The sequence below is a fragment of the Frateuria sp. GZRe14 genome (assembly GCF_051900395.1).
GTDB lineage: Bacteria > Pseudomonadota > Gammaproteobacteria > Xanthomonadales > Rhodanobacteraceae > Frateuria_A > Frateuria_A edaphi.
In genome coordinates this window covers 1,583,178-1,603,358 of sequence record NZ_JBHZGJ010000001.1, presented here as the reverse complement: position 1 = coordinate 1,603,358, position 20,181 = coordinate 1,583,178, and the positions used below count along the sequence as shown (strand labels likewise).

21 protein-coding genes are annotated in these 20,181 nt (G+C 67.0%); 17 read left to right on the top strand and 4 right to left on the bottom strand.

The window, feature by feature from the left end; translation table 11 throughout:
• Window positions 1–82 precede the first annotated feature (82 nt).
• The gene (locus tag ACFWZ1_RS07360; RefSeq protein ID WP_439665943.1) at window positions 83–1,768 is read left to right on the top strand and encodes an AMP-binding protein; all 1,686 of its coding nucleotides are present in this window, start codon (window positions 83–85) and stop codon (window positions 1,766–1,768) included.
• Window positions 1,769–1,827: 59 nt separating this feature from the next.
• Here the strand turns inward: ACFWZ1_RS07360 and ACFWZ1_RS07355 are convergent, their stop codons facing one another.
• Window positions 1,828–2,196: a PilZ domain-containing protein gene (locus tag ACFWZ1_RS07355; protein WP_439665942.1), complete on the bottom strand. Its 369-nt coding sequence runs from the start codon at window positions 2,194–2,196 to the stop codon at window positions 1,828–1,830.
• A gap of 692 nt (window positions 2,197–2,888) precedes the next feature.
• Between ACFWZ1_RS07355 and ACFWZ1_RS07350 the strand changes: the two genes are divergently transcribed.
• Genes ACFWZ1_RS07350 through arsC form a run of 4 tightly spaced genes read left to right on the top strand, consistent with a single transcriptional unit; the run spans window position 2,889 to window position 6,484 of the window.
• A complete protein-coding gene (locus tag ACFWZ1_RS07350) occupies window positions 2,889–3,791 on the top strand; it encodes a segregation and condensation protein A (protein ID WP_231325057.1) in 903 nt (300 codons plus the stop codon).
• A 36-nt stretch (window positions 3,792–3,827) separates the two neighbouring features.
• On the top strand, window positions 3,828–4,691 hold the full coding sequence (scpB, locus tag ACFWZ1_RS07345) for an SMC-Scp complex subunit ScpB (RefSeq protein ID WP_231325055.1): 864 nt from the start codon (window positions 3,828–3,830) through the stop codon (window positions 4,689–4,691).
• A complete protein-coding gene (locus tag ACFWZ1_RS07340; protein ID WP_439665941.1) occupies window positions 4,688–6,121 on the top strand; it encodes a pseudouridine synthase in 1,434 nt (477 codons plus the stop codon). The genes scpB and ACFWZ1_RS07340 overlap by 4 nt, the downstream gene beginning before the upstream one ends.
• 12 nt (window positions 6,122–6,133) lie before the next feature.
• A complete protein-coding gene (arsC, locus tag ACFWZ1_RS07335; RefSeq protein WP_439665940.1) occupies window positions 6,134–6,484 on the top strand; it encodes an arsenate reductase (glutaredoxin) in 351 nt (116 codons plus the stop codon).
• 163 nt (window positions 6,485–6,647) lie between these two features.
• On the opposite strand, the gene ACFWZ1_RS07330 is transcribed toward arsC, so the two are convergent.
• The 3 genes from ACFWZ1_RS07330 to ACFWZ1_RS07320 are packed head-to-tail and all read right to left on the bottom strand — an operon-like array spanning window position 6,648 to window position 9,617.
• Window positions 6,648–7,463 (bottom strand): amidohydrolase, encoded by an 816-nt coding sequence (locus ACFWZ1_RS07330; RefSeq protein WP_439665939.1) that lies wholly within the window; start codon window positions 7,461–7,463, stop codon window positions 6,648–6,650.
• Window positions 7,451–8,596, bottom strand: a complete 1,146-nt coding sequence (locus ACFWZ1_RS07325; RefSeq protein WP_439665938.1) for a pyridoxal phosphate-dependent aminotransferase — start codon at window positions 8,594–8,596, stop codon at window positions 7,451–7,453. Before ACFWZ1_RS07325 ends, ACFWZ1_RS07330 begins: the two co-directional genes overlap by 13 nt.
• 43 nt (window positions 8,597–8,639) lie before the next feature.
• Window positions 8,640–9,617 carry a LysR substrate-binding domain-containing protein gene (locus tag ACFWZ1_RS07320; RefSeq protein ID WP_231325047.1) on the bottom strand — a complete coding sequence of 326 codons (978 nt, stop codon included), beginning with the start codon at window positions 9,615–9,617 and terminating at the stop codon, window positions 8,640–8,642.
• 117 nt (window positions 9,618–9,734) lie between these two features.
• Between ACFWZ1_RS07320 and ACFWZ1_RS07315 the strand changes: the two genes are divergently transcribed.
• The 12 genes from ACFWZ1_RS07315 (at window position 9,735) to ACFWZ1_RS07260 (ending at window position 20,144) form a co-directional block, all read left to right on the top strand.
• Window positions 9,735–10,319, top strand: coding sequence for an FMN-dependent NADH-azoreductase (locus tag ACFWZ1_RS07315; RefSeq protein ID WP_231325045.1), 585 nt, complete (start codon window positions 9,735–9,737; stop codon window positions 10,317–10,319).
• 200 nt (window positions 10,320–10,519) lie between these two features.
• Window positions 10,520–12,187, top strand: a complete 1,668-nt coding sequence (locus ACFWZ1_RS07310) for an amidohydrolase (protein WP_439665937.1) — start codon at window positions 10,520–10,522, stop codon at window positions 12,185–12,187.
• A gap of 217 nt (window positions 12,188–12,404) precedes the next feature.
• Window positions 12,405–12,728: a hypothetical protein gene (locus ACFWZ1_RS07305; RefSeq protein WP_231325042.1), complete on the top strand. Its 324-nt coding sequence runs from the start codon at window positions 12,405–12,407 to the stop codon at window positions 12,726–12,728.
• Between the two features lie 3 nt (window positions 12,729–12,731).
• The gene (locus tag ACFWZ1_RS07300; RefSeq protein ID WP_231325040.1) at window positions 12,732–13,106 is read left to right on the top strand and encodes a GntR family transcriptional regulator; all 375 of its coding nucleotides are present in this window, start codon (window positions 12,732–12,734) and stop codon (window positions 13,104–13,106) included.
• Window positions 13,103–13,960, top strand: a complete 858-nt coding sequence (locus tag ACFWZ1_RS07295) for an ABC transporter ATP-binding protein (protein ID WP_439665936.1) — start codon at window positions 13,103–13,105, stop codon at window positions 13,958–13,960. Before ACFWZ1_RS07300 ends, ACFWZ1_RS07295 begins: the two co-directional genes overlap by 4 nt.
• Window positions 13,957–14,952, top strand: coding sequence for an ABC-2 transporter permease (locus ACFWZ1_RS07290; protein ID WP_231325037.1), 996 nt, complete (start codon window positions 13,957–13,959; stop codon window positions 14,950–14,952). The genes ACFWZ1_RS07295 and ACFWZ1_RS07290 overlap by 4 nt, the downstream gene beginning before the upstream one ends.
• A gap of 64 nt (window positions 14,953–15,016) precedes the next feature.
• Window positions 15,017–15,661: a hypothetical protein gene (locus tag ACFWZ1_RS07285; RefSeq protein ID WP_439665935.1), complete on the top strand. Its 645-nt coding sequence runs from the start codon at window positions 15,017–15,019 to the stop codon at window positions 15,659–15,661.
• A gap of 23 nt (window positions 15,662–15,684) precedes the next feature.
• Complete coding sequence (locus tag ACFWZ1_RS07280; protein WP_439665934.1) at window positions 15,685–16,221, top strand: DUF2884 family protein; 537 nt, start codon at window positions 15,685–15,687, stop codon at window positions 16,219–16,221.
• 43 nt (window positions 16,222–16,264) lie between these two features.
• A complete protein-coding gene (locus tag ACFWZ1_RS07275) occupies window positions 16,265–16,966 on the top strand; it encodes a DUF4386 domain-containing protein (RefSeq protein WP_439665933.1) in 702 nt (233 codons plus the stop codon).
• A gap of 51 nt (window positions 16,967–17,017) precedes the next feature.
• Window positions 17,018–17,431 carry a DUF6326 family protein gene (locus ACFWZ1_RS07270; RefSeq protein WP_439665932.1) on the top strand — a complete coding sequence of 138 codons (414 nt, stop codon included), beginning with the start codon at window positions 17,018–17,020 and terminating at the stop codon, window positions 17,429–17,431.
• A 308-nt stretch (window positions 17,432–17,739) separates the two neighbouring features.
• The gene (locus ACFWZ1_RS07265; protein ID WP_439665931.1) at window positions 17,740–18,579 is read left to right on the top strand and encodes a class I SAM-dependent methyltransferase; all 840 of its coding nucleotides are present in this window, start codon (window positions 17,740–17,742) and stop codon (window positions 18,577–18,579) included.
• 71 nt (window positions 18,580–18,650) lie between these two features.
• Window positions 18,651–20,144 carry an AlkA N-terminal domain-containing protein gene (locus ACFWZ1_RS07260; RefSeq protein WP_439665930.1) on the top strand — a complete coding sequence of 498 codons (1,494 nt, stop codon included), beginning with the start codon at window positions 18,651–18,653 and terminating at the stop codon, window positions 20,142–20,144.
• Window positions 20,145–20,181 lie beyond the last annotated feature (37 nt).

Sequence of the window (20,181 nt, the reverse complement as noted above, 5' to 3'; positions counted from 1 at the left end):
GCCGCGGCGCGGCTTGCCGCCGTGCGCGGGCGTATGCTCCAATGCCTTGGCCGCGAGGCCGAACGGGGAACAGGAACAGTACATGAGCAACGAGCGTCCGTGGCTTGCCCACTATCCGCATGACGTGCCCGCCGAGATCGACGTCAACGCCTATGCATCGGTGGCGGAGGTGGTGGAAGAAGCCTTCGGCAAGTTCCGCGACAAGCCGGCCTTCTCCAGTTTCGGCAAGCGGCTGAGCTACGGCGAGATCGAGACCTTGAGCCGCCAGTTCGCCGGTTACCTCACCGGCGTGCTGGGCCTTGAGAAGGGCGATCGACTCGCCATCATGCTGCCCAACGTGCTGCAGTACCCGATCGCGCTGTTCGGCGCGCTGCGCGCGGGCCTGGTGGTGGTCAACACCAACCCGCTCTACACCGCGCGCGAACTCAGGCACCAATTGGAAGATTCCGGCGCCAAGGCGATCTTGGTGCTGGACAACTTCGCCTCCACGTTGCAGGAGGTCATCGACGAAACCCACGTCGAACACGTGATCACCACCGGCATCGGCGACCTGCTGGGTTTCCCCAAGGGGGCGCTGGTCAACTTCGTGCTCAAGCACGTGAAGAAGATGGTGCCCGCCTACTCGTTGCCGAAGGCGGTGCGCTTCCGCGACGCACTGGCGCAGGGCGCCTCGCATCCCATGCCCAAGGTCGAGCTGGGCCACGACGACCTCGCTTTCCTGCAGTACACCGGCGGCACTACGGGCGTGGCCAAGGGCGCGATGCTCAGCCACGGCAACATGGTCGCCAACATGCTGCAGGCCAGCGCCTGGATCGGCGACCTGGCCAAGCCCGGCGAGGAGGTGATCATCACCGCCCTGCCGCTGTACCACATCTTCTCGCTGACGGCGAACGGCCTGGTTTTCATGCGCCTGGGCGGCCTGAACTGGCTGATCACCAACCCGCGCGACATGCCCGGCTTCGTCAAGGAACTGAAGAAGTCCGGCTTCACCGCGCTGACCGGCGTCAACACGCTGTTCAACGGCCTGCTCAACACGCCCGGTTTCGCCGATCTGGACTTCTCGCGCCTGCACCTGACCCTGGGCGGCGGCATGGCCGTGCAACGCGCGGTGGCCGAGCGATGGAAGAAAACCACCGGTTGCACCCTGGCCGAGGCCTATGGCCTGACCGAAACCTCGCCGGCGGTGTGCATCAACCCGCTGGACCTTCGGGACTACAACGGATCGATCGGCCTGCCCGTGCCGTCCACCGACGTGGCGATCTGGTCGGAGGAAAACCAGCCCTTGTCGATCGGCGAAGTGGGCGAGCTCATGGTGCGTGGCCCGCAGGTAATGCAGGGCTATTGGCAGCGTCCGGACGAGACCGCGAAGGTGCTGGGCGCCGATGGCTGGCTGCACACCGGCGACATCGCCCGGATGGACGAGAACGGCTACGTCTACATCGTCGACCGCAAGAAGGACATGATCCTGGTGTCCGGCTTCAACGTGTATCCGAACGAGGTCGAGGACGTGGTGATGCAACACCCCGGCGTGGCCGAGGTAGCCGCCGTGGGCGTGCCGGACGAGCACTCGGGCGAGGTGGTGAAACTTTTCGTGGTGCGCAAGGACCCTGCGCTGACGGCCGACGTCCTCAAGCAGTTCTGCCACGACAACCTGACCGGCTACAAGCGCCCGCGCCAGATCGAATTCCGCGATGCGCTGCCGAAGTCGAACGTGGGCAAGATCCTTCGCCGCGAGCTGCGCAACGAGCCAAAGAAAGCTCCGGCCTGAGCGTCCGGGTCTTCGTGGGAGCCCGCTTGCGGGTTCCTACGGAAAAGCGCGCGGCCGGATCACTCCTCCCGCCAATGCTCCAGGATGTCCGCGTAACCACCCAGCAGGTTCCACAACGGCACCTGCTTGTCTTCCGGGATGCGCGAGTAGGCAAAGCCGATGTGGCGGTCGGAGATGCGCGCGACCACTGCCTCCAGGTGGATGTGCAGGTCGCGGCCGAAGATCATGTCCAGCACCCAGTTCTGCCCCAGCTCGCCCTGCCAGCCCAGCGGTCGGCGCAGCAGCGCGCCCGTGGCGGAGATGTCGACCAGTTCGGTCGGATGCGACTGCACCCCGTGGCTCATGAGCACGGTGGTTTCGATGCGCATGCGCGCGGGCCGCAGGAACTTGGGGCCCGATTCATCCGCCACGTTGTCTTCGATCGTCATCTAACTCCCCAAGCGAAACGCACCCGCGCTCCTGTGACGTCCCTGCGATCCTACGACGCATCCTGCGTCCCATCGACACCTGGTTGCTGCCTGTGAGCCGCCAGTGTTCAGCGGACCGTTCGCGCAGCGGGAAAACGGCATCTCATGGGCACGATAAAGCAAACGCCATGCCATCCATGGATCGGTGCGACGTCATCCCCTGCCCGCCCGGCACCGCACTGGAACTGCCGCGCCCGGCTTCTGCACGACGCACCGTGTCACATGCTGCCCCATGAGCGAGCACTTGCGCACTGGACTTGCCGCAACGCTACCGCTAACCTGTCCCCATGCCCGGTTCCAGCGTGCGCCGTGCCGGTCGATACCGGCCATCGCGGCACGCATCCGAGTCCCGGCAGACCGATTGATACCGTCCGTGGCGCCGTGTCGCCATCCTGTCTTGCGTTCGTTCCAGGGCCCGATGCCCGGCGTGGACGCCTTGGTGGTCGCCCGAGCCCGCCTGACCGAACCGCCGTGGTGCGGCTTCGTCAAGCGACACGCGGCGACGGCTGCGCCGGAACCGGCGAGCCAGCTTGACCGATCGCCGGCCCGAAGCCGCGGTCACGAGGGGATACCCGTCCACAGGGCACCGCCCGCCAGGACGACAGGTTTTGAACGCATTGCCGGCCGCGTGAGCGGCCTCACGACATGCATTGATGAGCACAGAACCGCAGCAGCCGGCCGCACCGTCGCAGGACGCCTTCGCGTCGATCCCCCAGCAGCAGGAAATGCCGCTGGCGGTCGTGCGTGGCGAACCCATGCTGCAGATGCCGCAGGACCTGTACATCCCGCCGGACGCCTTGGAAGTTTTTCTCGAAGCGTTCGAGGGCCCGCTGGACCTGCTGCTGTACCTGATCCGCCGGCAGAACCTGGACATCCTGGACATTCCGATTGCCGAAATTACGCGGCAATACATGGAATACATCGACATGATGCGGGACTCGATGCGGCTGGAGCTGGCCGCCGAGTACCTGCTGATGGCCGCGATCCTGGGCGAGATCAAGTCGCGCCTGCTGCTGCCCCGGCCGCCCGCCGAGGAGGGCATCGAGGACGACCCTCGCGCCGAACTGGTGCGCCGCCTGCAGGAATACGAGCGCTTCAAGAAGGCCGCCGAGGACATCGACACCCTGCCCCGGCTGGAACGCGACACGGTAGTGGTGCAGGCCGACGTGGGCGAGCGCAACGTGGTGAAGCTGCCGCCGCCGCTGGACCTGAAGGAAATGCTGCTGGCGCTCAAGGACGTGATGCACCGCGCCGAGCTGTTCGGCCATCACGCGATCAAGCGCGAGGCGTTGAGCGTGCGCCAGCGGATGGGCGAACTGCTGAGCCGGCTGGAAGACAGCACCTTCCACCGCTTCGAAAGCCTGTTCGACATCAACGAAGGCCGCCTGGGCGTAGTGGTGACTTTCCTGGCCATGCTTGAACTGGCCAAGGAAATGCTCGTCGAGATCGTGCAGGAAGAGCCGCTGGCGCCGATCTACGTCAAGGCAAAGACCGCGCTGGCCGAAGAAAACGACGAACTACCGGACGACATGCCGGTTTCCGCCGCCGCCGACTGACGGCGCGGCCCCCTTCGCATCTCTGACCTGAAGGCCATGCAGATCGAGCAACTCAAACCGATTATCGAAGCGGCCCTGCTCGCCGCCAGCCAGCCGCTCACCGTGGCGCAGCTGGGCGAGCTGTTCGTCGACGAGGACCAGGTCGACCGCGAGGCGATCGCGCGGGCGCTCGAATCGCTGGGCGAGGACTGCGCCGGGCGCGGCGTGGAACTGAGGGAGGTCGCCTCCGGCTTCCGCTACCAGGTTCGCCAGGACGTGCACCCCTGGGTGTCGCGCATGTGGACCGAGAAACCCAGCCGCTATTCGCGCGCCCTGCTCGAAACGCTGGCGCTGATCGCCTACCGCCAGCCGATCACCCGTCCGGAGATCGAACAGATCCGTGGCGTGGTGGTCTCTTCCAACATCGTCAAGACGCTGGAAGAGCGCGAGTGGATCCGCGTGGTCGGCCACCGCGACGTGCCCGGCAAGCCGGCGCTGTTCGGCACCACCCGCGCCTTCCTGGATTACTTCAGCCTCAAGTCGCTGGACGAGCTGCCGCCGCTGTCCGAAATCCGCGACATGGAAGACCCGCAGCTTCGCCTCGACCAGGAACCGCTGCCGCCGCGGGTGATCAAGGACCTGCCGATCGACCCGGACGAGGAAGATGCCGCGGCCGTGCAGGACGAGGCACCCGGGGACATTGACGACACCACTGCTGGGTCCGGCCAGGACGAAGTGCCAGCCGGCGAAACACCCGCGCTCGCAGAGGCCGAGACCGAACCGGCCGACGCCACCGAAACCACCGCCGCCGCGTCCGATGACGAGGCGCCCACCCCATCCGCCACTGCCGACGAGGCAGCAGCCCCTGCGGACGTCGACGAAGACGCCGCCGAGCAGGACACCGAGGAGTACCGCGCATGACTGCGCCGCAGAAATCCGTTTTGACCCTCAAGCGCGAACCCCGCGAAGAGGCCGACACCCCCGCCCTGGAAGAACGCCTGCACAAGGTGCTGGCCAACGCGGGCCTGGGCTCGCGCCGCATGCTGGAACAGCGCATCCAGGCCGGCGAGGTGGAACTCAACGGCACGCCCGCCGGCATCGGCGCCAGCGTGCACGCCGGCGACCGCGTCGTGCTCGACGGCAAGCAGTTCGTCGTCGCCACCGACAACCGCGACGAGACCGAGGTGCTGCTCTACCACAAGCCTGAGGGCGTGGTGACCACCCGCGAGGATCCCGAAGGCCGTCCCACCGTGTTCGAACAGCTGCCGCGCCTGAAGGGCGCGCGCTGGGTGGCCGTGGGCCGCCTGGACATCAACACCACCGGCCTGCTGCTGCTCACCACCGACGGCGAGCTGGCCAACGCGCTGATGCATCCCAGGAGCGGGCTTGGCCGCGAGTACCTCTGCCGCGTGCACGGCGAGGTGCCCGACGAGGTGATCGAGAAGCTCAAGTCCGGCGTGGAGTTGGAGGACGGTCCCGCCCGCTTCGACGAGATCGCCATCATCAGCCGCGGCGGCAGCCACAGCTGGTTCCGCGTGGTCATCCGCGAAGGCCGCAACCGCGAGGTGCGCCGCCTGTGGGATTCACAGGGCTTCCTCGTCAGCCGCCTCAAGCGCATCCGCTACGGCGCCGTGGAGCTGCCTCGCACGCTGCGGCGCGGCGAGAGCGAATCGCTTTCCGAAGACGCCATCAAGGACCTGCGCAAGTCCGTCGGCCTGGGCCCTGCTCAGCCCGCACTGACGCTGAGCCCGGTCCTGCACCAGCGCCGCGCCAGCCGCAGCGTCACCGAATACCGCCCCGAGCGCGGCGCACCGACGGGCTGGAGCGGCGCCTACCACGACGAGGCCCGCGAGCTGCGCGCGTTCGACCGCATCCGCGAGGAACCGGCACGGGGCAAGCAGCAGCGCCGCCGACCGGGCAAGGAAGTCAACGGCAACGTGGCCAGGCCCGAGCGCCCGGCGGCCCCTGGCCGTCGCAAGAGCAAGCGCGGTGTCGCGCCTGGCCAGGAACTACCGTCGGTGCGCACCTGGTTCGCGGGCGAAAGCCGCGAAGGCGGCGGCCGTGGGCAGGCGCCGAGCGGCCATCGGGCTGCCGGCAACGCGGCAGGCGGCAATGCGGCAGGCGGCAATCGACGCGGCGGCAAGCCGGCGGGTGGCCGCGGTGGTGAAGCACGCAGCGCTGGCCCCTACTCCGGCTTCGGCGGTGGCGGTGGCGGCAATCGCGGTCCCCGCCCGGCTGGAAGCCCCGGCCAGGGCGGCAGGCCGCAAAACCGCGGCAACCGCCCGCAAGGCGGCGGCGGTGGTGGGCGACCCCAGGGCGGCCGCGGCGGCAACCGCCACGGAAACCGCTGAGGTCTCGCCGCGATGGCCGTGCGCATTTACCACAACAGCCGCTGTTCCAAGTCGCGCGGAACGCTCGAGCTGCTGCAAGCGCGCGGCATCGAGCCGGAAGTGGTCAACTACCTCGACACCCCGCCCAGCGTGGATGAGCTCAGGAACCTGCTGCACCTGCTGGAGATGACGCCGCGCCAGCTGCTTCGCACCGGCGAGGCGGAGTACAGGGAGCTGGGTCTGGACGACCCTGCGACGGGCGACCAAGCTCTCCTGCAGGCAATGGCCGCGCACCCGAAACTCATCGAGCGCCCGATCGTCGTGGCCGGTGGCAAGGCCGTCATCGGCCGCCCGCCGGAGGCGGTCCTCGCCATTCTGTCTTAGGCCGTCGCGTGGGCTTCAACCCACCCGACGGGCCGATGCCGATCGCCGCAGCAGCAGAAGCCGCCCCAGGGGCGGCTTCGTCGTGACGGAGCCTGTGGCACGTGCGATCACGCGTTGCGTAGGTACGCCCTCATGCTACGGCCCCGCGCACCGAGGGATGGGATCACATCGGCCCCAACGTGAACTCGTCGGCGTCCATCCATGCGGGAAAGCGTTCGCGATGTGCCAGCAAAGGGGCCGGATCCAGGCGCACCGTGGCGACCTGTTCCTGCGTGCCCAGTTCGATCAGCGCCTCCCCGACCGGGTCGATCACCGCGCTATCGCCGGCGTACGGCAAATCGTTGCCGTCCACACCGACGCGGTTGACGCCCACCACGCACGCCAGGTTTTCGATCGCACGCGCGCGCAGCAGCGTGCGCCAGGGCTGCCGGCGCGGCGCCGGCCAGTTGGCGACGAACAATGCCAGGTCGTAGTCCATGCCGCCGGCCGCGCTCTCCAGGCGGCGGTTGCGCAGCCACACGGGGAAGCGCAGGTCGTAGCAGACCTGCGGCAGGATGCGCCAACCGTTCAACTCGACCACCAGCCGCTCGCGACCACCGCCGAAGCGGGTGTGCTCGCCGGCCATGCGGAACAGGTGGCGCTTGTCGTACTGCGCGTGGCTGCCGTCCGGGCGCATCCAGAACAGGCGGTTGTAGACCGTGCCGTCCTCGATGATGGCCAGGCTGCCGCAGATCACCGCGCCCACCTCGCACGCCAGATCGCGCAGCCAGGCCACACCCTCCCCGTCCATGGTGCCGGCGCTGACCCGGGTGTCGTTGCTGAACCCGGACAGGAACGTCTCCGGCAACACGACCAGGTCGCTGCCCCGGGCCTGGCGCACCAGCGCGCCGTAGTACTCGCGATTGGCCGGCGCGTCGTGCCAGCGCGTGGCGCCCTGGACCAGGCTGACCGTCAGCGTCTGCATGCTCACAGGCGACATAGACGCTCCGCGGCGGCGGTCATGGTGGCATCGCTCTTGGCGAAGCACAGGCGCAGCAGGCGCGTGCCGGGCGGTTTCTCGTAGAACGGCGTCAGCGGGATGCCCGCCACGCCGCCCTGCTCCACCAGCCAGCGCGCGAATGCGAGGTCGTCCTCGTCGCGGATGGCCGAGTAGTCGACCAGCTGGAAATAACCGCCCGGCACGTCGAGGAGCTTCAGGCGCGAGGGCGCCAGCAGCGCGCGGAAGCGATCACGCTTGGCCTGGTAGAAATCCGGCAGTTCGAGATAGTGCGCCGGATCATTCGCCATGATTTGGGCAAAGGCCGCCTGCGCCGGGTGGAAGGTGCAGAAGGTCAGGTACTGGTGCACCTTTCGGAACTCGGCCGAGAGCGCGGCCGGTGCGATCGCGTAGCCAACCTTCCAGCCGGTGCAGTGGTAGGTCTTGCCGAAGCTGGACACCACGATGCTGCGCTCGGCCAGCTCCGGATGCCGCAACACGCTTTCGTGCCGACAGCCGTCATACACGATGTGCTCGTAGACCTCGTCGGACAGCACGACGATGTCGGTGTCGCGGGTGAGCCCGGCCAGGATCTCCAGGTCGTCCGCCGAAAGCACCGCGCCCGAGGGGTTGTGCGGGCTGTTGATCAGGATCATCCGTGTCTTCGGGGTGATCGCATCGCGCACGCGCTGCCAGTCGATCGCGAAGCTCGGCACGGTCAGCGGGATGTGCACCGCGCGTGCGCCCTGCAGTTCGATCGCCGGCTCGTAGGAGTCGTAGGCTGGATCGAACACGATCACCTCCTCGCCCGAACGCACGGTCGCTGCGATCGCGCAAAACAGTGCCTCGGTTGCGCCGGACGTCACCGTGATCTCGGTGGCCGAGTCCACGCGCCGCCCATACAACCGCTGCGTCTTGATCGCGATCTGTTCGCGCAGCGCGGCAGTGCCGATCCCGGGGGCGTACTGGTTCTTGCCCTCGGCCATCGCACGGGCGAGAGCTTCACGCAGCGACTGCGGCGGCTCGAAATCGGGAAAGCCCTGGCCCAGGTTCACCGCCCGGTGATCGAGCGCAAGCTGGCTCATCACGCTGAAGATGGTGGTGCCGACCTTGGGGAGCTTGGTGTCGATGTTCATGCGCGCGGATGTCTGGAAGGCCAAACGGCAAGCCTAGCACGGCTCATGTGCGCGGCCGGTCGAGCGGATCGAGCGGGCGTTGTCGGCATTGCTCGTGCTTGAGGCGGGTCGCCTCGGGCAGGCGCTCGGCAAGGAAATCCACCAGCGCACGCACGCCGGGCAGCATGCCGCGGCGGCTGGGATAGACGAAGTGCATGGTGCCTTCGGGCGCGCTCCAGTCAGGCAGCACCACTTCGAGCTCGCCGCGGGTCACCGCCGGCGCGCAAACGAACTCCGGCAGCAGCGCCACGCCCAGCCCACGGCGCGCGGCTTCCAGCAACAGCGCGAACTCGCCGGTGACCAGGCGGGCATTCATCTCCACCGAGACGCGCTCGCCCTGCGCGTCGATCAATTCCCACACCTGGGCGCCCTCGTGCTCGAGCATGGTCAATGCCGGCAACGTGGACAGTTCTGCCGGCGCCCTGGGCCGCCCCAGGCGGTCGAGCATCTCCGGGCTGGCCACTGCCAGCACGCGGGACAGGCCGAAGGTGCGCATCACCATGTTGGCGTCGGCATCGAGCTTGCTGCGCACGCGGATGGCGATGTCGTAACCCTCGCCCACCACGTCCACGCGACGGTTGCTGGAAAGCACGCGCACCTGCACCTTGGGGTACTGCGCCAGGAAGTCCGGCAGCACGTGCGCCACCACCGTCTGCGCCAGCGAGACCGGGCAACTTAGCCGCACGACGCCGCGTGGCTCGGCGCGCAATTCGTCGACCGCTTCCTGCGCCGCGCGGGCTTCTTCCAGCACCGCGCGGCAATGGGCATAGAAGCGCTCGCCTACCTCGGTAACCACGAAGCGACGAGTGGTCCGCTGCAGAAGTCGCACCCCCAGGCGCTCCTCCAACTGCGACACCCGCTTGCTCAAGCGCGATTTGGGAATGCCCAACGCACGGCCCGCGGCCGAGAAGCCGTTGTGCTCGACCACCATGGCGAAGAAATAGAGGTCGTTGAGGTCCTGCAGCGTGCCGTCGAGGGTCATGCCAGCTGTTTCCTTATAGAAACGATAAGTTCGATATTAGCCGACTTATCAGACGATTGTCGCGAAAGTATCGTGTATTCCGTCGCCGGCTCGCCGGCCTTCGACTGGAGTCACGTCATGAAATTGCTGCACATCGATTCGAGCGCCCTGGGCCAGCATTCGGTCTCGCGCGAGCTCACCGCGGACATCGTGGCCGAGGTCAAGCGCACGCGTCCGGATGCCTCCGTGCGCTACCGCGACCTCGCCGCGCAGCCATTGCCGCACTGGGCGCCGGTGGCTGACGCCAGCGATCCGGGCGCGCTGCTGGGCAACGAGGTGATGGACGAGTTCCTTGCCGCCGATGTCATCGTGCTCGGCGCCCCGATGTACAACTTCGGCATTCCCAGCCAACTGAAGGCTTGGATCGACCGCATCGCGGTAGCCGGCAAGACCTTCCGCTACACCGCCAACGGTCCGGAGGGCCTGGCCGGCGGCAAGCGGGTGATCGTGGCGTCCAGCCGCGGCGGCTTCTACGGCGAAGGTACGGTTGCCGCAGCGATGGACTTCCAGGAGAAGTACCTGCGCGCGGTGCTCGGGTTCCTGGGCATCACGGACGTCGAGTTCGTGCGCGCCGAAGGCGTGGCGGTCAGTGCCGAGCACAAGAGCCAGGCACTGGCTGCGGCGAAGGAAGCCATCGGGACGCTGCTGCCCAAAGCGGCGTGACCTCACGCGGGGCCACCAGCCGTTCGTGCCGGGCGTAGGTCGCAGGCCGAAGCCGAAGCAGCTCGCATGAGCCCTTCGACTTCGGCGCTTCGCGCCTGCGCTCTGGGCGACGGCTTGCTTTTGCCGTTGCGCATCCCTGTGGTGGAAAAACCGGGCGCGGCCCGACACACTGCGGCTTTCCCGCACAGGAATCCGCGCGCATGAACCGCACTCTGCGTCTCTCCCTGCTCGCCTTGCTGGCCACCGCGCCGGCGCTGCAGGCCGCCGATCTGTACGTGCACAACGTCAAGGGCTACACCTTGGACAGCCACGGCAAGCTGCAGCGATTCGACGCGCTGCTGGTGGACGACGGGAAGGTCGTGGCCACCGGCACCGATGCGGCGCTGGCCAAGCGCGCCGACGATGCAACGGTGATCGACGGCCACGGCAAGACGCTGCTGCCGGGCCTGATCGATGCGCACGGACACGTGCTCGAACTGGGTTATGCGCTCACCCAGGCCGACCTGACCGGCACGCAGTCGATCGACGAGGCACTCGCGCGCATCAAGGATTACGCCAAGGCCCATCCGGATGCTCGCTGGATCATCGGCGGCGGCTGGAACCAGGTGATCTGGAAGCTCGGCCGATTCCCCACTGCCAGGGAACTGGACGCGGTGGTTTCGGACCGCCCGGTATGGCTCAGCCGTGTGGATGGCCACGCCGCCTGGGCCAACACCGCCGCCATGAAGCTGGCCGGCATTACCCGCGACACCAAGGATCCGCCGGGCGGCCGCATCGAACGCGATGCACAGGGCAACCCCACCGGAGTGTTCGTCGACGGCGCCACCGCACTGGTCGGTGCGGTCGTGCCCGAGCCCACCGACAGGGAGCGCGCCGTCGCACTGGACACCGCGCTGGCGGAGATGGCGCGCGTAGGCCTGACCGGGGTGGACGACGCCGGCATCGACCTGCCCAACTACCGTCTCTACAAGCGCTACGCCGACGAGCACAAGCTGACCGCGCGCATCTACGCGATGATCCGCGACACCGGCGACGCCTTCGACACGATCACCGCAGGCGCTCCGCTGGACGGCTACGGCGATGGCTACCTCACCGTGCATTCGGTCAAGCTGTTTGCCGACGGTGCATTGGGCAGCCGTGGCGCGGCGATGCTCAAGCCCTACTCCGATGATCCGCACAACCACGGGTTGCTCTTCATGAGTCCGGGCACGATGGCGTCGAAGATCGAGAAGGCCTTCGCGAAGGGCTACCAGGTCAACATCCACGCGATCGGCGATGCAGCCAACCGCGAAGTGCTGGACAGCTTCGCCACCGCCTACAAGGTCCACCCCGATGCCAGGGCCTTCCGCAACCGCGTCGAGCACGCGCAGATCGTCTCGCTCAAGGACATCCCGCGCTTCGTGCCGTTGAAACTCATCGCTTCGATGCAGCCCACGCACGCCACATCCGACATGAACATGGCCGAGGACCGCGTGGGCCACGAGCGCATCGAGGGCGCCTACGCCTGGCGGCGTTTCCTCAAGCAGGGCACGGTGGTCGCCTTCGGCTCCGACTTCCCGGTCGAATCGCCCAACCCGTTCTTCGGCCTGCATGCGGCGGTGACCCGGCAGGACCACCAGAACCAGCCGCCCGGCGGCTGGTACCCCGATCAGAAACTGAGCCTGGTCGAAGCGCTGCGCGCCTTCACCCTCAGCGCGGCCTATGCCGGCCGTGCGGAGAAGACCCAGGGTTCGCTGGAACCGGGCAAGTATGCGGACTTCATCCTGGTGGATCGGGATGTCTTTTCGATCAACCCGCAGGACATCTGGAAAACCCGGGTATTGGGGACCTGGGTTGGCGGCAAACAGGTGTATTCGGCCGCGAAGTGACCGTAGGGCGGGCTTCAGCCCGCCCTCGCCCCCCTGCGAGGCGATGGAGCAACGCGACGCGCGGCCGCGCCGCTGCTCCAGAGCTACCTAACAGGCTGAAAAGAAGGGAATTCCAGGCATAGGCCATCAGTCATGGCCGATTGCCTGTTGACGCTTTCGAGGATGGTGTTATAGTTCACTACAACACCGGTCCACGAGGTCACTAAGGAGACCCGCCATGAAAGCGCAGAACCTGATCGCCCTGGCCGCCGCCACGCTGATTACCGCGACGAGCCTGGCCACTTTGAACAACCCCGTGCGCACCGCGCCGGTTTCCGAAATCAACGGTATCCGCGTGGTCAATCTCGCCCCGGTCGAAGTCAGTCCGAGCGCGAGCGACCTGCGTGCGGCCGCCTTGATGGAAGGCTCCGACATCACCAGCGCCACGCTGGCGCCGGTCCTGGACACGCACGCCGAAGCGGGTGCCACCCTGCTCGGGGCGCAGTTGGCCATGCCCTACTATTCGTTTGGCACCCAGCTTGCCCGTGCCAGCAAGGAATAACGTATGACCATCACCTGGAACGACAGCGTCCCGATCTACCGCCAGCTCCGCGAACGCGTGGTGGCGATGATCCTGGATGGCGCCTTGAACGAAGGCGATCCGCTGCCGTCGGTGCGCCAGGTGGCGGCGGATTTCCAGATCAATCCGCTGACCGTATCCAAGGCGTACCAGGAGCTGGTCGACGATCAACTGGTCGAAAAAAGGAGAGGGCTGGGCATGTTCGTCATCGAAGGGGCCCGCGAGGCCTTGTTGAAATCCGAGCGCGAGCGCTTTCTGCGCGAGGAATGGCCGACCCTGTTTGCGCGCCTTCAGCGCCTGGGGCTCGATCTCAAAACGCTGATGCGCGATGCGCCGGCCACCACGGAACTCAAGCCATGAGCGCCATCGTCACCGCGCGAAACCTGAGCAAGCGCTACAAGAACACGACCGCGCTGGACAGCGTGAATTTCGAGATCCAGTCCGGCCGCATCGTCGGACTGATCGGCCCCAACGGCGCCGGCAAGACCACCGCGCTCAAGGCGATCCTGGGCCTGACCTCCTTCGACGGCGAGCTCAACGTGCTGGGCTACGATCCACGCACCCAGCGCGACAAGCTGATGGAACAGGTCTGCTTCATCGCCGACGTGGCGGTGCTGCCGCGCTGGATCCGCGTGCGCGAGGCGATCGACTTCGTCGCCCACGTCCACCCGCGCTTCGACCGCGCCAAGTGCGAGGGCTTCCTGAAGCGCACCAAGCTCACGCCCGACCAGCGCGTGCGGCAGATGTCCAAGGGCATGATAGTGCAGCTGCACCTCGCCCTGGTGATGGCCATCGACGCGCGCCTGCTGGTGCTGGACGAACCCACGCTCGGCCTGGACATCCTCTACCGCAAGCAGTTCTACCAGAGCCTGCTGGAGGATTACTTCGACGAGAACAAGACGATCATCGTCACCACCCACCAGGTGGAGGAGATCGAACACATCCTCACCGACCTGATGTTCATCCGCGACGGCAAGATCGTGCTGGATACCGACATGGAGGCCGTGAGCGACCGCTTCGCCGAAGTGATGGTCAACGCCGACCAGGCCGCCGCCGCACGCGCACTGCAGCCGATCGACGAACGCCAGGTCTTCGGCAAGAGCATCTTCCTGTTCGACGGCGCCGACCGCACGACGCTGGAGGGGCTGGGCGAAATCCGCCGGCCTTCCGTCAGCGACCTCTTCGTCGCCACCATGAAAGGGACCTACGCATGAAAACCCTTGTCGGCAACAACATGTACTGGCTCGTCAAGCGCGAGTTCTGGGAACACCGCGGCGGCTTCTTCTGGGCGCCGCTGGTCACCGGCGGCATCTTCCTGCTGCTCAACATCATGGGCATCATCACCGCCGAAGTGATCGGCGCCCGCCACGGCATCCACATCGGCGAGCTTGGGGCAGCGAGGCAACATTTCGCTGGGGGCAACCTGCAGAGCGTCATCTCGCAGATGGACGCGGGCGACATGAGCCAGGTCGGCATGGCGCTGGACATGGCCATGTACTCCTCCATGGCGCTCATCCTCGTGGTGCTGGGTTTCGTGGTGTTCTTCTACTGCCTGGGCGCCATCTACGACGAACGGCGCGATCGCAGCATCCTGTTCTGGAAGTCGCTGCCGCTATCGGATACCGAGACGGTGTTGTCCAAGGTCGTCAGCGCCACGCTCGTGGCCCCGGTGATCGCTACGCTGGCGGGCATTGCCGCAGGCATTCTGCAGCTGTTGATCGTGGCAACGACGTTGTCCTTCCACGGCATCAACGTGTGGCAGCTGCTGATGCTCGCCCATCCCGTGCGCGTCACGCTCAACATGATCGGCCAGATCCCGCTGTACCTGCTGTGGGCCCTGCCCTCGGTCGGCTGGCTGATGGCGTGCTCGGCCTGGGCCCGTACCAAGCCGTTCCTGTGGGCCATCGCCCTGCCGGTCGCCACCGGCCTGCTGGTCACCTGGTTCGGCATCATGGGCCTGTTCAATCTGTCGGCCGGCTGGTTCTGGCAGAACATCGTGGCCCGCGCCCTGTTCAGCGCCTTCCCCGGTGCCAGCCTGATCGCCAGCGACGGCGTGATCCATACCGGCAACAACAACCTGGATTTCATGAACCTCGGCAACACCTACCAGCTGCTTGGCTCGGTCAACCTGTGGATCGGTGTGGCGGCGGGTGCTGCGCTCATCGCGGCAGCCATCTGGTTCCGCCGCCAGCGCGACGAAGGTTGATCTCAAACGCAACGCTTCCATCGCCCCGCATTCCAGGCCGCTCCATTTCAACGGAAGAACTCCCATGAAGACCCACGCGATCGCCGGTACCCTTGCATTGGTCCTGTTGTTACCCATCGCCGGCTGCAACCATTCCGGACAGTCCGATGCCCAGCAAGCGATCACGGAAGTCGACAAGCAGACCTCGCCGGCGATGATCTCCTCGGAAATCCACAAGGCCATGGAACAAGCCAAGCGGGAGCTGGCCACCAAGGACATCGACATCGACCACATCCATGTCGGCCATGGCGAGCATCGTGACAGCGGCTCGCTCCCCAAGGCCGCGATCACGCCCCAGGGCGACCTGCTGATCGACGGCAAGACGGTGAAGGCCACGCCCGAGCAACACACCCTGCTGCTGGACTACCGCCAGCAAGTCGTCGGGATCGCCGAGGCCGGCATGGATATCGGCGAACAAGGGGCCGATCTCGGCACCCATGCTGCCAAGGAAGCGATCTGGGGTGCGCTCACCGGAAAGAGCGACAAGGAGATCGAGGCCGGCATCAAGCCGCAGGCCGAGCAGATCAAGATCGCCGCCATGAAGCTGTGCCAGCGACTGCCGGGACTGCTCGGCTCGCAACAGAAGCTGGCCGCCGTCATGCCGGAGTTCCGCCCCTACGCGACCATGACGCAGAAGGACGTCGACGACTGCGGTCGCGACGAAAACTGATCCAGTGCTTCGGAGGTCAAGGAATGTTCTCTAGAAAGTCCAGCTTCGTTCTCGCCCTCGCGGCCGGCCTCCTGCTGGCCGGCTGCAGCAACGGACCCGACACGACCACGATCGCCAACGGCGGCATCGTGGTGAATGGCGACAATGTCGCGCTTCACGGTACCGGTGGCACCGAGGCCTTCCTCGACGCCACCGGCCGGCTGGTGATCGACGGCCACGACGTGGCGGTGGATGCCAAGCAGCAGGAACTGCTCAAGCAGTACTACCGGAGCGCCCGCGCCGTGCGCGAGCACGGCGTGGCCACCGGCAAGGCGGGCGCGGCGGTCGCGGTCCAGTCGCTGAAGAATGCCGCGACGCACGTGACAGGCGGCGACAGCGAACAGGCCGACGCCAGGCTCGACGCTGCCACCCAGCGAATCGACCAGGAAACATCGAAGATCTGCATGGACATCCAGCAGATCCGCGTTGCCCAGAAGGGCCTGGCCAGCTCGCTTGCCGCGTTCCAGCCGTTCGCCACGATCATCGACGGCGACGACGACGACTGCTCGAAGGGCTCCTGACCTGCCCCGCCCGCGGGCCATGCATGGGAACACGGAGGTTCGGATGAAAAAGGACGCGAGGGTTGCCGGCCTGCTCTACCTGGTCACGGTAGTCACCGGCATCTTCTACCTGGGCTACGTGCCTTCGCAGCTTGCAGCACACGGCGATGCGACCGCGACCGTGGCGCGGCTCGTTCAATCGGAGACGCTGTTCCGGCTCGGCATCCTGGCCGAGCTGGCCTGCACCGTCGCCTTCCTGCTGCTGCCGCTGGCGCTGTACCGGCTGCTCGGTGCCGCCGGGAGGACCGCCGCCGTTTTGATGGTCGCGTTTGCCGTCCCCAGCGTACCGATCGCGTTTGCCAACGCGTCGCATCACCTGTCGGTGCTGTCGCTGCTCGACCCCGCCGTCTCCCTGCAGTCGCTCGGCAGCGGACAACTGCAGGCCCAGGTCATGCTCCAGCTCGACGCATACCGGCAGGGCCTGCTGGTGCTGGAGATCTTCTGGGGCCTGTGGTTGCTGCCCCTCGGTTACCTGGTGTGCAAATGCGGTTTCCTGCCCCGGCTGCTCGGTGTGCTGCTGATGCTGGGCGGCCTGGGCTACCTCGCCGATTTCCTCGCCACGCTGATGTTGCCCGGCTATCCGGCTTCGGCAGTGGCGGACTACATCATGCTGCCGGCATCCCTGGGCGAGATCGGCATCTGCCTGTGGTTGCTGGTTGTTGGCGTACGCCTTCCCGCGAAGCTGGCGACCGCCCCGCCAACCTGACCATGATCCCGGACGGGCCAGCCGATCCGGTCGCCGATACGGAGATAAGCGATGGCCTCGACGCCGCTGCATGACCTGAAGATCCACGTGCGTTTCAAGCTGTCCGCGCTGTGGACGGCGATCATGTTCTGTTATGTCTACGGGGACTTCTGGGGCCTGTATCGCCCGGGCAACCTCAGGGACATCCTCGAGGGCATGGGCCCGCTGGGGCCCACGAGCCAGGGTTCGTTGCTGGCCGTCTCCGTCCTCCTGGCCGTCCCGGCGGTGATGATCTTCCTGTCGCTGGTACTGCCGCCGCAGGCGGCGCGCTGGCTCAACCTGCTTGTCGGCGTTGCGCTCACCGCGATCGTGGTTGTGACGCTGCCGGGTGCGTGGACCTTCTACGTATTCATGAGCCTGGTGGAGATCGCCATGCAGCTCGCGGTGATCGGGTACGCCTGGCGGTGGCCACGCCTGGCGCCTTGATCGCATGCCGCGCGTTTATCGGACGATGACGCGCGAGGGCGCATGTTCTTCCGAGGGGCAGATGGTCTTTCGCCCGTCAGCGGAGAATTCATGCGCACGGCAATCCTCGTCAGGCCGCTTGCCACGATAGATCACCGCGTGCGCCGTTCGCGCGCGCCCGCGGCCGTTCCGGGTGCGACCGGCTCGACAGGCAGCACAAGCCTGGCACGCCAGCGCCCTTCCATACCCGGGAGCGCGTTCCGATGACCGGCATCGGCGGTGCCACGGGCGGCAATCCAGCGGCGGGAATTGGCGCCCCGTCGGCGCACATGGCTGGGCCCGCGTTTCCGGATGGCCACTTTTATTCCCCGGTCGTGGACGTGCGGCAGACGCTCGCGGACGAGGACAGGCTCTGGGGCGAAGTGGCGCAACCGGCGGGACTGGACCTCGATCCGGCCGGCCATCGGCGCCTCCTGACGGAAGTTTTTCCCGCGTTGATGGAAGGCTACGACTACGCCAACGAGGGACCGCCTGACGATCAGCTCGATCGCTTCTACGACTTCAACGGCCAGTTCGAGCGGCAGGATCCCCGCGTGCTGTTCTGCATGCTCAAGATGGTACGGCCCAAGCGCATCGTCGAGATCGGCTCGGGGTATTCGACGCTGCTGATGATGGACGTCAACAAGCGCTTCCTGGGCGGGAACGCCGCGATCACCTGCGTGGAACCCTACCCGCGGCCGTTCCTGCGCCAGGCGCACTACGCAGGCGAGATCACCCTGCTTGATCGGCGCGCCCAGGATCTGCCGATCGCCATGCTCACCTCGCTCGATGCCGGCGACATCCTGTTCGTCGACTCCTCGCACGTGTCCAAGACCGGCAGCGACGTCAACCGCATCATCCTGCAGGTGCTGCCCAGGCTGAAGCCCGGGGTATACGTCCATTTCCACGACATCTTCATTCCCGCCGACTATCCGAAGGAATGGATCGAGATGGGCTTCTCGTGGAACGAGCAATATCTGCTTCAGGCCTTCCTCGATTTCAACCGTTGCTTCCGCGTGGTCTATGGCTGCGCGATCGCGCGCGAGATCCACCCGCGCGAGCTGCATCGCTTCCTTGGCGACAACCCGCCCAACGGCGGAAGTTTCTGGCTGCAACGCTGCGATCCCTAGCAAGGCAACAGGACACATCGATGTCCGAAAACGGCGAGTTCCGCGCAAGGCGCAGTGCTAGCCTGCGCTGCATGTCCACGCCACGAGATGCCCTTCCCGATCACGTCTGCGAGCAGGCGCGCCTGAGCCGCGATGCCCGCTTCGACGGATTGTTCTTCACCGCCGTCACCAGCACGCGCATCTACTGCCGGCCGGTCTGCCCGGCCCCCTCGCCCAAACGATCGAACGTGCGCTACTACGCCAATGCCGCCGCGGCCGAGGCCGATGGCTTTCGTCCGTGCCTGCGCTGCCGGCCGGAACTTGCCCCTGGCAATCCGGCATGGCATCGCGGCGAGGACGTGGTCGCGCGCGCATTGAAGATGATCGACGCGGGCGCGCTGGCCGAGGCCTCACTGGAGAACCTGGCGGCGCGCGTGGGCGTGGGCGGGCGGCAGCTGCGCCGGTTGTTCGTCGAACACCTGGGCGCACCGCCGCTCAACGTGCACACCACGCGCCGGCTGCTGTTCGCCAAGCAGTTGCTGACCGAAACCGCGTTGCCGGTGACCGAGGTAGCGCTGGCGTCGGGGTTCGGCAGCCTGCGCCGTTTCAACGCGGCATTTGCCCAGGCCAACCGCATCGCGCCGCGCGAGCTCCGCCGCCAGCCACGGGCGCCTGGAAATGGTGGTGCGCTGGTGCTGCGGTTGGGCTACCGGCCTCCATACGAGTTCGACGGCGTGCTGGACTTCCTGCGTACACGCGCCCTGCCCGGGATCGAGCAGGTGGATGCGCATGCCTACGCGCGCGTGTTCGGTCCCGCCGAAGCACCGGGCTGGTTGCGCCTGTCGGCCTGGCCGGATGGCGAGCATGCGCTCAAGCTGGAACTGCACTGTCCGCAGCCGGAGCGGATGCTGGGACTGGTGACACGGCTGCGACGCATGTTCGACCTCGATGCGGAGCCCGGCGCGATTGCCGCCACGCTCGGTGCCGGCGGCGTGCTCGCGCCGCTGCTCCGCCGGCGCCCGGGACTGCGCCTGCCCGGCGGGTGGGATGGTTTCGAGATCGCCGTGCGCGCGGTGCTCGGCCAGCAGGTCAGCGTCGCAGCGGCGCGCACGCTTGCCGCGCGCATCGTCGATCGGTGGGGCGATCCGCTGCCCACGCCCGTACTGCCCGGCCTGGCGCGGTTGTTTCCCGCGCCGGAACGGCTGGTCGATGCCGACTTGCGCGAGGTGGGCGTGATCAACGCACGCGCCGAAACCATCCGCGGCATCGCCCGCGCGCTGCTGGACGGCCGCGCGGACTTCCGCGCGGAGCAGCCGCTGGAGGAGTTCGTGGCGTGCTGGACCGCGCTACCGGGCATCGGCGAGTGGACGGCGCATTACATGGCGATGCGCGCGCTGAGCCATCCGGACGCCTTTCCGGCGGCCGACCTGATCCTGCGCCGCGCCGCTGCCGGTGATGGCGGCGAACTGAGCACACGCGCGCTCTCGGCCATGGCGGAGGCGTGGCGGCCCTGGCGCGCCTACGCGGTGATGCACTTGTGGCGCGGCGTGGCGGATCAGGCGCAACCGTCCAGGAGGCGCGCATGAGTCCGCATCACGACCTTCGACTTCGCCACGCTCAGCG